We start from the raw sequence: 13,540 nt of genomic DNA, 5'->3' as shown, positions 1-13,540 counted from the left end.
ATTCTCACAATTCTTAAAATAAGGCATAAAATTAAAATTTGAAATTATGCCAAAACTATTCGTAATACTATCTTTGCCAACTGAAAATATTGAGACATGAAAATTTCATATAACTGGCTTAAACAATTTATTAAACTTCCCGAAGATCCGGAGAAAACGGGAGAATTACTCACCGATCTTGGCCTCGAAGTAGAAGGACTACAGTCTTTTCAAAGCATTAAAGGTGGTCTTGAAGGTATTGTTGTGGGCCACGTGCTGGAATGTAAAAGTCATCCAAATGCCGATAAGCTACAACTTACTAACGTAGATCTTGGAAATGGCGAGCAGGTACAAATTGTTTGCGGTGCACCAAATATTGCTGCTGGGCAAAAAGTTCCTGTAGCGACTATTGGTACAACTCTCTATGATGAAAAAGGTGAAGCCTGGCCAATTAAGAAAGGTAAAATTAGAGGTGAAGCCAGTTACGGGATGATTTGTTCTGAAAAAGAACTTGGCCTGGGACAAAGCCATGAAGGAATTATGGTAATGCAAGACGACCTAATTCCAGGAACTCCAGTAGCCGAAATTTTTGATGTTGAAAATGACCAGGTTTTTGAAATTGGTCTTACTCCAAACCGTGCCGATGCTATGAGCCACTGGGGCGTGGCCAGAGATTTAAAAGCCGGTTACACCCAACAAGGCAGGAATTTAGAGCTTATCACCCCTTCAGTTAGTAGTTTTCATGTAGACAACAGAAGTTTAAAAGTACAGATACAGGTAGAAGATTCCGCGCTGGCACCAAGATATTGCGGCGTTACTATATCGGGGCTTAAAGTAGAAGAATCTCCAAAATGGCTTCAGAATAGGTTAAAGGCAATAGGTCTTAGCCCTAAAAACAACGTGGTAGATGCTACCAATTACGTGATGCACGAGCTTGGGCAACCGCTACATGCATTTGATGCTGCAAAAATTGCCGGTAACGAAATCAATGTAAAAACATTAGAAAAAGGAACAAAATTTACCACTTTAGATGAGGTAGAAAGAGACCTTCACGAAGAAGATCTTATGATTTGTGATGCCGAAAAACCGCTTTGTATTGCAGGAGTTTTTGGTGGTGCTACCAGCGGAGTAACCCAGGCTACCACACAAATCTTTTTAGAAAGCGCCTATTTTAACCCGGTGAGCGTTAGAAAAACTGCAAAAAGACACGGTTTAAATACCGATGCTTCTTTTAGATTTGAACGGGGAATTGATCCTAATATTACTGAATATGCTTTAAAACGCGCTGCTCTTCTAATTACAGAAATCGCCGGCGGTGAAGTAACCAGTGATATTGATGATCTTTATCCTAAGAAAATTGAAGATTTCCAGGTTTTCTTAACCTTTGATAAAGTGAATAAATTAATTGGGGAAAATCTTGAAGAAGAAACTATAAAATCTATCCTGGCATCACTTGAAATAAGGGTAAATAATGTTACCGAAACCGGGATGGGACTTACCATTCCTTCTTATCGTGTAGACGTGCAACGGGAAGCTGATGTGATTGAGGAGATTTTAAGGGTTTATGGCTATAACAATATAAAGTTTGGCGAAAAACTAAATGCCTCAGTTGCTAATTCTTCTAAATACGAGGATTATAAACTTCAAAATATAATTGCGAACCAATTGGTGGGACAGGGTTTTTACGAGACCATGGCCAATTCTTTAACCACACCGACTTATTCAGAATTAAGTGAGCAAATTAAAGAATCTCAAAATGTAAAAATGCTAAATCCGTTGAGTCAGGATTTATCGGTTTTGAGACAATCTATGCTGTATTCCGGTTTAGAATCTGTGAGTTATAATATTAACAGGAAACGCAGTGATCTTAAATTATTTGAATTCGGGAAAACGTATCACGATTTTAATGGTAGCCGTGTAGAAAACAAACACCTCTCCATTTTTATTAGCGGAAACCGAAATGCCGAACGTTGGAATTCAGTTTCTGCCAGAACAGATTTCTTTTTATTGAAAGGAGTAATTCAGTCAATTTTTCAAAGATTTGGAATTGAAAATTTAAAGCCTTCCGCAGTAAAATCTGACGTGTTTTCTGAAGGACTTATATTTTCTTCAGCAAAAAATAATTTGGTTTCTTTTGGAGTGATTCGCAAAAAGGTTTTAAAGCATTTTGATATTGAGCAGGAAGTACTTTATGCCGATATCAACTGGGATGCTTTACTGGACGTTGTAAAATCCAGGAAAACTAATTTTAGCGCAATTCCTAAATATCCGGCCGTAAGACGTGATTTTGCCTTATTGCTGAATAATAATATTTCTTACGATCAAATTGAAGAAATAGCTTTAAAAACAGAGAAAAAACTCTTAAAAGAAATTGATCTTTTTGATGTTTACCAGGGAAAGAATCTTCCCGAAGGCAAGAAAAGTTACGCTGTGAGTTTTAAATTTCAGGATGAACACAAAACTCTAACCGATAAGCAGGTAGATAAAATGATGAAAAAACTTCAGCAAAGATTTGAAGAAGAACTTCAGGCTGAGTTGAGGTAATTATATAAAATTGGCTGTTTAAATTTCCATCTTACGTCAACCTGAATTTATTTCAGGTTCTAACTTGAATTAAGTTTCAATTTAGCCTAGACTCTGAAACAAGTTCAGAGTGACGTTAGGAGCATTTAAACAGCCAATTTTTATTTTTAGCTAAGAAAAACTATGGAAACTTTTTAAAGATTTCATCTACATAATTTCTTAGATCTCTTTCTAATCTTCTTGACCCAATTTCCTCATCGGCGGTTCCACGCCATAAGATTTGATTGGTTCTGCGGTCTATAAAATCTATAACAATAGATTTTTCTTTATAAGGTATTTGTTTAATGGCACCATCGGCCCCAATACGCTGAATCGTAAAATAATTCTCGTAGGTATAATCTTCATAATATGGCCCTATATAAAGTCCCGGACGATAATATGAGAAATTTGTATACACAGGATTCGCATTTACATCTACCTTTTCATCAAACATAGTGTGCACATAGACTAACACATCGGGTTGACGATTATCTATTGCAAAATCTTCGCTAGACATATTATTGTTTATGGTAGAGATAATCACCTCGTGTACACGGTTATTATTATAATCCCGATTCAAAATAGTGTCCTGATTTGGCAAATAAGAATAGGTATCGTAATTTTTTAATTTTCTGGCAGAATCTTTAGAAATATTGCTTCCAGAGCCGCAAGACATCAAAAAAGCAGCCGCCATAATTGTGGTAATAAAAAGTTTCAATTTCTTCATAGGTTTCAATTTTAAATGAAAATAAGTTTTACTTTATAATTAAAAAAAGGATCTTTCCTAATTGATATTTAATTAACAAACAAAAGCGGCCATTTAGGCCGCTCTTAAGTTTTCTTTTTCAATTAGCAATTTATTTCCCCGGTAATACTACAGTATCAATTACGTGAATAACCCCGTTAGATTGGTTTACATTTGCAATAGTTACCGTTGCAACATTCCCTGAAGCATCTTTAAGTTTCACTTTACCATCTTCCATCATAGCATAAAGTTTTGCACCGCTTACCGTTTCAAAAGTGGCTTTTCCGTCAGCCTCTTTAATTGCCGCTACCACATCGTTAGCACTAAAATTACCAGCTATTACGTGGTATGTAAGTACTGCTTGTAGTTTAGCCTTATTCTCTGGCTTTAGTAAAGTTTCCACGGTTCCAGAAGGTAACTTTTCAAATGCCGCATTAGTGGGAGCAAATACGGTAAAAGGACCATCGCCCTGTAAAGTCTCTACCAAACCGGCAGCTTTTACTGCTGCTACCAAAGTTGTATGATCTTTAGATTGTGAAGCATTTTCCACAATATTCTTGCTGGGATACATTTCTGCACCACCAACCATTGTAGCTCCGTTTTGGGCCATTAAAGTCCCACCAATAAATAGGAAACAAAGAATTCCTAAGTGTTTTAATTTTCTCATAACAATAATTTTTAAGTGTTTTATTAGATAAAATCTGTTCTGCGAATATTTATACAGAATAACCTACTTATCTAATTTTTGTCTAATTTAATTCTATTTTAGTTAAACAGTTTTTAAATTTAACCAATTATGAAAGGTTTAACATGCATTCGGTTAAAAAAATGGATTGCATGAATCATCTTAATTACTTAATTTAGTGATAGATGCTAAAGAAAAAGAAAATGAAGTTGAAGTTAGGCTTGCGCCGCACTAATCTGGAAGAGCAATTATATAAATCCCGAAAACAAAGAGTTTCTTCTGAAAATATTCTGCAACAGGTCCAGGAAATCTTTGAACAGGAAACCACTAAGGACGATACTATTCTAAAAGAAATTCAAGGTGGAAATTCTGGAAATAATCATTTTAGTCTTGATTTATTAGAAAGCTCTAGAATTTTTCATCTCTCAGATATTGAAAAACTATGTATTGATTATCGTCTACGCTTCTTAGACAGCAGTTATTTTAAAGGTAAAATTCCTTATGAAGCCCTGAGCAGGATTAAGGCTATAGAAAAGGAACAACAAATTACCCTGAAAGGTTTTAAAATAGTTGCACCATCTAAACTTTTTAAACTGGAAAATGCTGACGATCCCTTACTTTTCGCTCCCATGGGGAACGATTATTTTTACCTAATACATAAATGGGGCAATGACCTACATCCATTGAGAAAATTATTAATGTGGCCGTTTAGACATCTTGAGAATTTTGTTGGCTTCTTACTTGTGCTAAGTTTTATAATTGCACTTTTAATTCCCGACGGACTTTTCTCACCACAGCAAACCACTACCCAGTTTTTTTTGATCTTTTTCTTTGTTTTTAAATGGGTGGCAGGACTTTCAATTTTCTATGGCTTCAAAAAAGGAAAGAATTTTAGTTCGGCTATTTGGCGAAGTAAATATTATAACTCATAGAACGTTAAACTCAGTATAAAATACACATTAAGCTATATTGTTATTTGTATTTTAGATAGGACTAAAAACTATTAATTATGAGTTTAGACGAATCTTACGAAAGAGTATATACGGGTTCGGAACCCAATGTGCAATATTTGCAGGAATTATTTGATAAAGCCAATATTTCTTCCCGGGTTAGAAACGATTTTGATTCAGGATTACGAGCCGGATTTGGCGGCGGCCTACGAGGACAGGTGCAACTTTTTGTGGTTAAAAATCATTACGATGAAGCCTTGAAAATAGCTAAAACCACCTTCCCAAAAGATTATACAGATGAGTAACCTCAACGAAGGAGGAAGACGCAATAAATGGTATTTAATACTGGGAATTCTATTCCTGGTTTATGGAGTTTATAGACTCTATTCACACCTATCTGCAGAAGAAACCGATAATTTTGGCTCGGTACTCGCGGTTGGTTTTATAGTTTTTGGACTTTACGATCTATTTAGATATTTCAGGAAAGTTTGAATCAATTTTTCAGAAGAAATTTCTATAAGAATTTAGAAAATAAAAAAGGTTATTTCGCGCAACGAAATAACCTTTTTTAATCTTAGTAATTAATATTCTTACCAGCTAATTACAGCACTTGCCCAGGTAAATCCGCTACCAAAAGCTGCAAGAACCACTATATCTTCATTTTTAATTTTGCCCTGTTCCCAGGCTTCGCATAAAGCAATAGGAATAGAAGCCGCAGTAGTGTTCCCATACTTTTGAATATTATTGTGCACCTGGTCGTCACTCAATTTAAATTTTTGCTGAACATATTGTGAAATACGCAAATTTGCCTGGTGCGGAATTAACATATCAATATCTTTCACTTCAAGTCCGTTCGCTTTTAAACCTTCCATAATAACGTCAGAAAAACGCTGAATGGCATTTTTAAAAACAAATTGCCCATTCATATATGGATAATAAGGAATATCGTCTCCCTGTGGGTTTTCAGCAATAATTTCAGGAACCCAGTGCTCTGTACTTGGGCCTTTTAAAGAAAGTTCTAAAGCGTGTTTTCCTTCAGAATGTAAGTGTGTAGAAAGTATTCCCTCTCCATTATGGTCGCTTCGGGTTAGAACCACTGCTCCTGCTCCATCTCCAAAAATCACTGAAACAGACCGGCCACGTGTGGTAAAATCGAGTCCCCCGCTATGGTTTTCACTTCCAATAACCAAAACGTTTTTATACATTCCGGTTTTAATAAATTGGTCGGCTGTAGAAAGCGCATAGATGAATCCGCTGCATTGGTTTCTAACATCTAATGCCGGACAGGTTTTTATATCTAACATTTCCTGAACCTGCACCCCGCAACCAGGAAAATAATAATCTGGACTTAGGGTTGCAAAAACGATTAGGTCTATATCGTCTTTATCTATTTTAGCACATTTAATAGCAATTTTAGCGGCTTTTACGCCCATTTTAGCGGTACTATTACCATCGCCTTTTTTAATATGTCGGCGTTCTTTGATACCCGTTCTTTCCTGGATCCATTCATCGTTGGTATCCATTCTTTTAGCCAAATCATCATTAGTAACAACATTTTCTGGCACGTAACTCCCAACTCCGGCTATTTTAGATTGATACATATTTTATTGTTTAGTATATTTAGACCTTATTGAATTTAAATTTAAGCATTTAATAAAAAATGGGTCCGCAATATACTAAAGATTAGCATGACTGCGATTATGACGCATTTTTATTTTCATTTCCTAAAACCACAAATTTATGAGAAAAATTATTTTAAGCATTTTTAGCCTATTGCTAAGTTTGCCCACGCTTTTTGCCCAGGAAAATTTAACTTACCAGAAACCGCCACAGGAGATCCTGGATTTGGTAGATGTACCCCTGGCGCCTTCTACAATTTTAGATAGTGATGGGGAAATGATGATCTTTTTATATCGCGACCAATATAAATCTATTGCTGAATTAAGCGAAGAAGAATTGAGACTGGGCGGATTAAGAATTAACCCTGTAACTAATATTAGCAGCCGTGCAACTTATTATAACAATCTTGAAGTAAAAGAAATTGAAGCCGAAACGCCAACCCAGGTACAAGGCCTGCCTGAAAATCCCAGGTTATCAAATTTTAGCTGGTCTCCAGACGAATCTAAGATCGCTTTTACCCATACTACAAATACCGGCGTAGAACTTTGGGTATTGGACATTCATAATGCACAAGCGAGAAAATTAACCGATGCAAACCTAAACGCAAATATGCGTGATGTTATTAACTGGTTTAAAGACAACTCGTCTGTTTTAGTAAAAATGCTCCCAGAGGATCGTAAAGATTTAATTGATCCCGAAACCGCAGTTCCAACCGGACCAACAATTTCTGTGAGTGACGGCAAAGAAGCTCAGAACCGTACTTACCAGGATTTACTTAAAAATCCTAATGATGAATATAATTTTGAACAATTAGCGCGTTCAGAATTGGTGAAAATTAATTTAGACGGTACTTCAGAAAAGTGGATGGATGCTAAAATGTATAGCAGCGTTTCGTTTTCTCCCAATGGAGAATATGTGATGGTTAATCATATCAAAAAACCCTTTTCCTACCTGGTACCTTATTATAGATTCCCTTCAGAAACTAATATTTATAAAGTTTCTGGAGAATTGGTAAACCAGGTAAACGACGAACCGCTATTAGAAGATCTTCCGCAAGGTTTTATGTCTACTCAAACCGGGAGAAGAAGCGTGCAATGGAGAAACGACAAACCGGCAAGCCTGGTTTACGTAAAAGCTTTGGATGAAGGTGATCCTGAGGTAGAAGTAGATTATAGAGATGAGGTTTTTGTTTTGGAAGCTCCGTTTAAAGGTGAAGGAAAATCTATTTTAAAAACAAAAGATCGTTTTTCTGGAATTACATGGGGAAATGATGAAATTGCTCTTGCTGATGATTACTGGTGGAATACAAGAAATACCAGAACGTATGTATTTAATCCATCTGATGCGTCAGAAGAACCTGAAGTTATTTTTGACAGAAATTACCAGGATAGATATAGCGATCCAGGGAGATTTGTAACCACTAAAAATGAATTTGGACAAAATGTATTAAAATTAGACGGAGAAGATGCTTTTTTACTTGGCGCAGGTTATAGTGAAGAAGGCCAGTTTCCATTTGCCGATAAAATAGATCTGGAAAATGGTGAAACTGAACGTTTATACCAATCTGAATACAACGATAAAAAAGAAACTCTTGTAGAAGCATTAGATATTGAAGATGGGGAAATCCTGGTAAGAATAGAATCGGCTACCGAATATCCTAATTATTACATTAGGGATATAGACGATAAAGAAGACTTAACACAAATCACTTCTTTTAAAAATCCTTTTAAAAGTCTTGAGAACGTTAGTAAAGAAGTGATTACGTACGAGCGCGAAGATGGCCTGGAATTAAACGGAACGCTTTATCTTCCGGCAGGTTTTGATAAAGAAAACCCCGAAGAACACCCTATGATTGTTTGGGCTTACCCAAGAGAATACAAGGATAAAAATTCAGCTTCACAGAATACTTCTAACGCCAACGATTTCACTTATCCTTATTATGGATCGCCAATCTACTGGGTAAATCGAGGTTATGTGGTATTAGATGATGCGTCTTTCCCAATTATTGGCGAAGGTGATGAACAACCAAACGATAGTTTTAGAGAACAATTAGTGGCAAATGGAAAGGCTGCAATAGATGCCGTTGCAGAAAAAGGTTATGTAGATCGTGATCGTGTTGCCGTGGGTGGCCACAGTTATGGTGCATTTATGACGGCAAACCTGTTATCACACTCCAATCTTTTTGCAGCGGGAATTGCCAGAAGTGGTGCTTATAATAGAACGCTAACTCCATTTGGTTTCCAAAGTGAAGAAAGAAACTACTGGGAAGCACCAGAAGTTTACTATAATATGTCTCCTTTTATGCACGCCGATAAAATGAAGACTCCACTACTATTAATTCACGGCGAGGCCGATAATAATTCGGGTACTTACCCTATGCAAAGTGAACGTTATTTTAATGCGTTAAAAGGGCTGGGAGCAACAGCCCGCCTGGTGATGCTACCAAAAGAAAGCCACGGCTATAGCGCAAAAGAATCTGTTTTGCACGTGCTTTGGGAACAAGACCAATGGTTAGAGAAATATGTGAAAAACAGAGAAAAATCTGGAAATATTGAAGCTTCGGCAGAATTAAAAGACTAAAATTCTAAATTTTAGCCAACCTTTTAGGCTGTTTGAAAAGCGTTTTTATCTGTCAGGCTGAACTTGTTTCAGCTTCTAACATGAGTACAGTAATCAACTTGTTAGATCCTGAAATAAATTCAGGATGACGTTTTTAAAAACTTCTCAAACAGCTTTTTTATTTCACAAAGTCAATTAGGTTTAAAAATAGGAAAAGCGCCACTACCAGAGATGGTAATAACGCTTTTCCACAACCTAACCAATAAATAAAACCAACAATTATGACATGTAATCGCGGAACTTGTTAACCTCGATCTTCGCTTCCAGATCGTGCAATAAATTATATAAGCCGAAAAATGTTCTATTAATATAAAGGAAATGCTTACTTCCTCTATTCCCATTCATTTTTCGTAATTCCGTGTCTTTACTATACTTTTCACTCAATGCTGTTATTGAATTCCAAAAGGTTTCATCGGCAAAATCAAAAGTTTCTTCGTGAAACGGACTCGTAAATAAATTCAGCATTTGATAAAATAATTCTGAAAAATATTTGATTTCTCTTTCAGAATCATCTTCCCTCAAAATTTCCAATTCAAATAATTTCTCGTTGAAAAATTCAGGATTATTAATATTTTCCTTTTTTGCCAATTCAAAATATGGTACATAAAAATCTTCGGGAACCTGCTTTATGCAACCAAAATCTATAGCGATAAGGTTTGCATCTTTATCAATTAGAAAATTCCCTGGGTGAGGATCGGCGTGTACTTCTTTCAAGCCGTGCATTTGGTACATATAAAAGTCCCAAAGCGCCTGCCCTACCTTATTAGCTTTTTCCTGATCTTTATTTTCTTTCGCAAATTCACTTAGATGCTTTCCATCCATCCAATCCATCGTGATAATTCGCTCACTGGATAAATCTTCGTAATATTTTGGAAATTTTAAGTTTGGAATATGCGCACAGGCTTCAGAAATTTCTTTACTCTGTTTTACTTCCAAAATATAATCGGTTTCCTCAAGTAATTTTCCTTCTACTTCCTTAAAATATTTAGCGGAATCCTTACCCTGAAGATTAAACATTCTGGTAGCAATAGGTTTAACCATCGCCAAATCTGAACTTATACTATCTGCCACGCCGGGATATTGAATTTTCACAGCAAGTTTTTTCCCATCTTTTTCGGCTCTATGAACCTGGCCAATACTGGCCGCATTCACAGAATCTGAAGCAAATTTATCGTACAACTCTTCAGGGTAAGCTCCGTTATATTTTTTAAAAGTTTTTCTCACCAAAGGCGCTGAGAGTGGCGGCACACTAAATTGTGCCAGGCTAAATTTCTCAACGTAAGCGTTCGGTAAAAGGCTTTTTTCCATAGAAAGCATTTGTGCTACTTTTAGCGCGCTTCCTTTTAAACTTTTTAGGCTGTCGTAAATATCATCGGCATTGCTTTGGTCTAATTCATCGCGGGTAAGCTCAGAATCAAAAGCTCTTTTACTGTAATATTTAAGGTAATTGCCTCCTAACTTCACCCCGGTTTGCACCAGTTTTGAAGTTCGGCCAATTTTGCCTGTTGGTATTTTATCTATAGTTTTCATGATAATTTGGGGTAGACTTTATTAAGCCATTTTTTCTTTCCAGAGGAATTTTCCTAAATCAATAACCCGTTCCAGTGGTGTATTATCAAATACATCAAAAACAGTGTTTACCGATTTTTCTATCGCCACATCGGTACTTTCAAATTGGGCAGAATTATCATCCATCCAAAATTTCATTAAAAACATGAGTTGTACCCAGGTAGCTTCAGAAAACACTCTTTCAGATTGCTGTAAAGCGGATATTGCTTTTTCTGAATTTTCATCCTGAATAAGATCTCTTGCAAAAGATTTTACGTTTTTCCTTAATCCTTTTAACTGCTGAAGGTTCTTTAACTGGCTCTCGTGTTCTTTTAATGAAAACAAGACGTAACTTCTATTGGCAGTTAAAATTTCAAAGAAGGTGTAATAGAATGTGAGCATTTTTTCCCTGTTAGAAAAACTATCAAATTCAGGACTTTTATTAATCACATTCATGGTATGCTCATAAAATCGCTCCCAAATTCCTTTTTGCAAACCTTCAAAACTTCCGTAGAAATTATAAAATTCCTCTTCCTTGATCTTATTCTCCTTGCAAAATTTATAAACCGTTTTAGGACGCTTCTCTTCTTCCAATACATAATCCATATACATCGCAATAAGCTTGTCTTTATCTAAAACTTTCCTGGTTGTATTTTTTTTAGCTGTAGCCATAGTTTTTATTTCTTTTTCAAAGATACACTTTTGTTTAAGTTTTAATTCATAATATTAAACAAAATGTTTGTTAAAAATATCTCTGCCTATTAAAATTGAATTTCAGCAGTTTAGACGAAATTATATTTTATTAATTACAGGCTATGTCAGTTTGTCAGCGGAGTTTTAATGGTATTTTTTTTGACTGTAGGTAAGCAACAATAAATAGTATTAAAAACGAAAATATATGGCAACCGGAAAAATTAATGTTTCTGTAGAAAACATTTTCCCACTGATAAAGAAATTTCTTTACAGTGATCATGAAATCTTTCTAAGAGAATTGATTTCTAACGCAACAGATGCAACTCTAAAGCTAAAACACCTTACCGATATTGGGGAAACCGATGTAAAGTACGGTAACCCGGTAATTGAGGTTAAAGTAGACAAGGAAGGAAAGAAACTTCACGTTATAGACCAGGGAGTTGGAATGACGAAAGAAGAAGTTGAGAAATACATCAACGAAGTAGCTTTCTCTGGCGCTGAGGAATTCCTTGAAAAATATAAAGATTCAGCTAAAGACAGCGGGATTATTGGCCATTTTGGACTTGGCTTCTACTCTGCCTTTATGGTGGCGAATAAAGTAGAAATCATTACCAAATCTTACAAAGACGAACCTGCAGCGCATTGGGTTTGTGAGGGTACAACCGAGTTCACACTTGGCGACGCCGATAAAAAAGAGCGAGGAACCGAGATCATTCTTCATATAAATGAAGAAGATGAAGAGTTTTTGGAAGAAAACAGAATCCAGGAATTATTGGTGAAGTATAACAAGTTTATGCCTATCCCAATTAAATTTGGAACCAAAGAAGAAACTTTACCACTTCCGGAAGACGCTCCTGAAGACGCCGAAGCAGAAACCAAAACGGTAGATAATATTATCAATAATCCTGAACCGGCGTGGACTAAACAACCAACCGATTTAGAAGATAAAGATTATAAAAGTTTTTACCGCGAATTGTACCCAATGCAGTTCGAGGAACCTCTATTCCACATTCACCTTAATGTAGATTATCCTTTTAATCTTACCGGGATTCTTTATTTCCCTAAGATGACGCAGGATATGAATATTCAAAAGGATAAAATTCAACTTTACCAGAACCAGGTTTATGTAACCGATAATGTTGAAGGAATTGTTCCTGAATTTTTAACAATGCTTCGCGGGGTTATAGATTCTCCAGATATTCCATTGAACGTTTCCCGTTCTTACCTTCAGGCAGATGGTGCTGTGAAGAAAATCTCCAGTTACATTACCCGTAAGGTTGCCGATAAATTGAAATCTCTTTTCAATAATAATCGTGAGGATTTTGAGCAAAAATGGAACGATATTAAAATCGTTATTGAATACGGAATGCTTTCTGAAGACAAATTCTACGAAAAAGCACAGAAGTTTGCACTTTACCCAACGGTAGAAAATGAATACTTCACTTTTGAAGAACTTCAGGAGAAAATAAAAGACAACCAAACCGATAAAGATGGAAACCTGGTTGTGCTTTATGCTTCTAATCAAGACGAGCAACACAGTTATATTGAGGCAGCTAAAACCAAAGGTTACAAAGTGTTGTTATTAGATTCTCCAATTATTTCTCACCTGCTTCAAAAAATGGAAGGTGAAAAAGAGAAAATCACTTTTGTTCGTGTAGATTCAGATCAGGTAGATAACCTTATCAAAAAAGACGAAGAGAAAATTTCTAAGCTTTCTGAAGAAGAAAAAGAGAAGTTAAAGGGAGATTTCGAAAAAGTAATTCCGAAGGAAAAATATACCGTACAACTGGAAGCTATGGATAGCGATGCTGCTCCATTGTTAATCACGCAACCGGAATTTATGCGCCGAATGAAAGAGATGCAGCAAACCGGTGGCGGTGGTATGTTTGGAATGGGGAATATGCCAGAAATGTATAACCTGGTGGTAAATACCAACCACCCGTTAATTTCTGATATTCTAAATACCAAAACCGAAAAGAAACAGGAACGCTTAATTAAGCATTCTTTAGATCTTGCGAGATTATCTCAAAACCTGCTTAAAGGGGAAGAGCTAACCAATTTCGTAAAACGTAGTTTTGATATGGTAAAATAATTTCCTTGAAAAGGAAAATTTAGAAAAGGTCTGGAAAGTTGTTTTAA

Annotated in this window: 11 protein-coding genes; 6 read left to right on the top strand and 5 right to left on the bottom strand. The window is 35.9% G+C overall.

Annotation, left to right across the window (positions count from 1 at the left end):
• Positions 1–96 precede the first annotated feature (96 nt).
• A complete protein-coding gene (gene pheT, locus J0871_RS08085; RefSeq protein WP_208224752.1) occupies positions 97–2,523 on the top strand; it encodes a phenylalanine--tRNA ligase subunit beta in 2,427 nt (808 codons plus the stop codon).
• A 160-nt stretch (positions 2,524–2,683) separates the two neighbouring features.
• On the opposite strand, the gene J0871_RS08080 is transcribed toward pheT, so the two are convergent.
• Both J0871_RS08080 and J0871_RS08075 read right to left on the bottom strand, forming a co-directional pair.
• A complete protein-coding gene (locus tag J0871_RS08080; RefSeq protein WP_208224750.1) occupies positions 2,684–3,268 on the bottom strand; it encodes a DUF4136 domain-containing protein in 585 nt (194 codons plus the stop codon).
• A gap of 130 nt (positions 3,269–3,398) precedes the next feature.
• A complete protein-coding gene (locus J0871_RS08075; protein WP_243870440.1) occupies positions 3,399–3,896 on the bottom strand; it encodes a fasciclin domain-containing protein in 498 nt (165 codons plus the stop codon).
• Between the two features lie 278 nt (positions 3,897–4,174).
• Between J0871_RS08075 and J0871_RS08070 the strand changes: the two genes are divergently transcribed.
• The 3 genes from J0871_RS08070 to J0871_RS08060 all read left to right on the top strand — a co-directional run bounded on the left by J0871_RS08070 (position 4,175) and on the right by J0871_RS08060 (position 5,413).
• Positions 4,175–4,903 (top strand): hypothetical protein, encoded by a 729-nt coding sequence (locus tag J0871_RS08070; RefSeq protein WP_208224746.1) that lies wholly within the window; start codon positions 4,175–4,177, stop codon positions 4,901–4,903.
• Between the two features lie 77 nt (positions 4,904–4,980).
• Positions 4,981–5,226 (top strand): DUF2007 domain-containing protein, encoded by a 246-nt coding sequence (locus J0871_RS08065; RefSeq protein ID WP_075326031.1) that lies wholly within the window; start codon positions 4,981–4,983, stop codon positions 5,224–5,226.
• A complete protein-coding gene (locus tag J0871_RS08060) occupies positions 5,219–5,413 on the top strand; it encodes a hypothetical protein (protein ID WP_075326030.1) in 195 nt (64 codons plus the stop codon). The genes J0871_RS08065 and J0871_RS08060 overlap by 8 nt, the downstream gene beginning before the upstream one ends.
• Before the next feature lie 98 nt (positions 5,414–5,511).
• Here J0871_RS08060 and J0871_RS08055 read toward each other — a convergent pair whose 3' ends face one another.
• Positions 5,512–6,522 (bottom strand): beta-ketoacyl-ACP synthase III, encoded by a 1,011-nt coding sequence (locus tag J0871_RS08055; protein ID WP_208224743.1) that lies wholly within the window; start codon positions 6,520–6,522, stop codon positions 5,512–5,514.
• A 139-nt stretch (positions 6,523–6,661) separates the two neighbouring features.
• On the opposite strand from J0871_RS08055, the gene J0871_RS08050 reads away from it, so the two are divergent.
• Positions 6,662–9,121 (top strand): prolyl oligopeptidase family serine peptidase, encoded by a 2,460-nt coding sequence (locus J0871_RS08050; RefSeq protein WP_208224741.1) that lies wholly within the window; start codon positions 6,662–6,664, stop codon positions 9,119–9,121.
• A gap of 258 nt (positions 9,122–9,379) precedes the next feature.
• Here the strand turns inward: J0871_RS08050 and J0871_RS08045 are convergent, their stop codons facing one another.
• Both J0871_RS08045 and J0871_RS08040 read right to left on the bottom strand, forming a co-directional pair.
• Positions 9,380–10,690: an AarF/UbiB family protein gene (locus tag J0871_RS08045; RefSeq protein WP_208224739.1), complete on the bottom strand. Its 1,311-nt coding sequence runs from the start codon at positions 10,688–10,690 to the stop codon at positions 9,380–9,382.
• 21 nt (positions 10,691–10,711) lie between these two features.
• Entirely contained in the window at positions 10,712–11,380 is a 669-nt protein-coding gene (locus tag J0871_RS08040; protein WP_208224737.1) for a TetR family transcriptional regulator C-terminal domain-containing protein, read from the bottom strand.
• Between the two features lie 226 nt (positions 11,381–11,606).
• Here J0871_RS08040 and htpG point away from each other — a divergent pair, with 226 nt between their 5' ends.
• Positions 11,607–13,493 carry a molecular chaperone HtpG gene (gene htpG, locus J0871_RS08035; RefSeq protein ID WP_208224734.1) on the top strand — a complete coding sequence of 629 codons (1,887 nt, stop codon included), beginning with the start codon at positions 11,607–11,609 and terminating at the stop codon, positions 13,491–13,493.
• Positions 13,494–13,540 lie beyond the last annotated feature (47 nt).

It is taken from the genome of Salegentibacter sp. BDJ18 (assembly GCF_017579965.1).
In the GTDB taxonomy this organism is placed as follows: Bacteria; Bacteroidota; Bacteroidia; order Flavobacteriales; family Flavobacteriaceae; genus Salegentibacter.
This window is presented reverse-complemented; position numbering and strand designations above follow the sequence as displayed.